The sequence below is a fragment of the Corallococcus sp. RDP092CA genome (assembly GCF_041903675.1).
GTDB lineage: Bacteria > Myxococcota > Myxococcia > Myxococcales > Myxococcaceae > Corallococcus.
Genome location: NZ_JAYESI010000082.1, coordinates 1 through 2,007 on the forward strand (window position 1 = coordinate 1; position 2,007 = coordinate 2,007).

The 2,007-nt window shown below is 62.1% G+C and carries 2 protein-coding genes; one reads left to right on the forward strand and one right to left on the reverse strand.

What is annotated here, in order from left to right:
* Window positions 1–89: 89 nt before the first annotated feature.
* Window positions 90–584 (reverse strand): ParB/RepB/Spo0J family partition protein, encoded by a 495-nt coding sequence (locus U8525_RS34220; RefSeq protein WP_374270935.1) that lies wholly within the window; start codon window positions 582–584, stop codon window positions 90–92.
* Between the two features lie 140 nt (window positions 585–724).
* On the opposite strand from U8525_RS34220, the gene U8525_RS34225 reads away from it, so the two are divergent.
* On the forward strand, window positions 725–1,042 hold the full coding sequence (locus tag U8525_RS34225; protein ID WP_374270936.1) for a hypothetical protein: 318 nt from the start codon (window positions 725–727) through the stop codon (window positions 1,040–1,042).
* Window positions 1,043–2,007 lie beyond the last annotated feature (965 nt).

The following is a 2,007-nucleotide window of genomic DNA, read 5'->3' on the forward strand; positions in this document are numbered from 1 at the left end:
CTGCGCTCGCCGCCATTGAGAACCCAGGCACGGTCACACTTCCGAAGAGCCAGGACTGACGGTCGCTCCCGCCGGCCGTCCCGGGCGGGTCAGCACGGCGCCGGGACGGGGCACGGCGAACAGTTACACTTGTCCACAGCTCTGCTGAGGGCCTGGAGGGCTGAAATGCGGTCCCCGGGACCTCCTTTCTTCGGCCTGCCGGGTCGTTTCGGGTAGAGCTGCTCGTAGATGGCCAAGAGCCTCGCCATCGCCCGAGCCTCTTGGCGCCCAAGAGACTGCCGTCTGATGTTCTCCTCGATCTGCAACTGCTCGCGCCGCAGCTCATCTACGGCCACTACGCGGGCCTCGATGTGGCTGTGGCCGAGGGCCTTGACAGCGCGGAAGCGCCGGAAGCCGGAGACCAGCTCGTACTTGTTTCTGGTGCCGGGAACCTGTCGGACCACAACGGGATGCAGCAATGGGGCCCGCTTGAGACTCTCCTGGAGGTCCTCGGTTCCGTATTCGCTGTCGCGCCAAAGATTCGAGCCCTCTTGGATGGCTCTGACTGGGAGCTGACGGCTGCCGCTGATTGGGGCGATAGGCATGACCGGGAGTCTCCCTTCTGGCCTCACGCTGGAGCTAGGGCTGACCTGCTCCGACGTTGGTGGGACGACTACGCGCACCCCTGAGCCTGTTCGAGAGCCGTGAACCGTGTTAGTGGGGTTGAGAACGTCTGGGAGTCGTTATGGCGAGTGTTCACCTCAAGTGTCAGCGCGAACGCAACCTGCACACCGTCGCTCACCCGATCTACGACTCGGGCTATTGGGATTTCACGCCAGAAGAGGCGGCCCAGCTCGTGGGCGGAACGCTCTACCTCCACGAGACCAAGGCGGAGCGTTCGTACTTCGGCGGAACGGTGCTCTCGTACGAGGTCGTCAACGTTCCCGAGAAGGCACACTCTCAACGCATCATGTTTCGGATCCGCTCCACAGCCGAGGCGAAGAACAAGGCGTGGCGAGGCGCGAACCACGGCCGAGCCTGGACGGGCGGGATTCTCCCGTAGGCACCGGGCGCGGCGCCCGCTGCTACCCACTGGAGCTACCTGCACCGCACGCTGTCCTGTAACTACTTGGTTCGAGTGGGCAGAGCACTTGTGCGATCCACAAGGTCGAACCGCAAGCCACATTGCAGCGAGCCCCGCAGGAGCATGACGCATGGAACGAGACATGGCTTCGTCCATTGCTGTCCACTCCCACAAGATCTCTGGATGCGTGGTGTGGCATGGGAGCTGAGTCGAGGCGGCTGCAATCTCGCCTCGCCCTCAGCACCAACCGGGGCACAAGCATCATGCGGTCGCTGCTTGTGCTAGTCGCTGCATGTGCCCATCTCTACGGCTGGGTCGTGCAGAGACGGTACAACTGCCACGCGAAGGTGAGCAGCACGGATGCACCACCCAGCCCCCAGTGGATTAGCTGCTTCTTTGTTTCTGGATCCATCTGATTCACATTGCCTTTCTCCGAGGAATGAACCTGAACGTTTCATGGCGGCTCATGAAGCGCCCATGGCTCTCCTCAGCGATTTGACTGACACAGCGTTGACCGTTTCATCGAACTTCGTTTTCCTTCTCCCCACCCCATAGGGTTCTGATCATTCGGGTGAGTTGCTCCTCTGACTACCCCTCGTGGATGGGCTACCGGTGCCCGAACTGCCCAAGGCTCTCCGCCTCTCCATCCATAGCGTTCGGCTCATCTGGCTGAACTCGCTCCCCGACCGCATCTAGCGCACGATCGCCAGCGCCCGAACTGCCCCATTCCCCCTCTCCTCCATAGCGTTCGGCTCATCCGGGTGAACTCTGAAGGATCCCCTCATTTAGCGAGTTGATCAGCACACGCTTGCTTGGTCGCAGCGTGCGAAGGTGCTGGCACCCGCGCCAAGAGGAGGCCACCATGACGCGCAAGGTGGCCATTGACGAAGAGCAGGTGCGGGCGTTTCTGACGGAGGTGTTCGAGGACGACCTGCACGTCAAAC

Excerpts from the sequence above, each read along its gene's own strand:
- U8525_RS34225 (WP_374270936.1), top strand. The coding sequence starts at position 725 with ATGGCGAGTGTTCACCTCAAGTGTCAGCGCGAACGCAACCTGCACACC.
- U8525_RS34220 (WP_374270935.1), bottom strand. The coding sequence starts at position 584 with ATGCCTATCGCCCCAATCAGCGGCAGCCGTCAGCTCCCAGTCAGAGCC.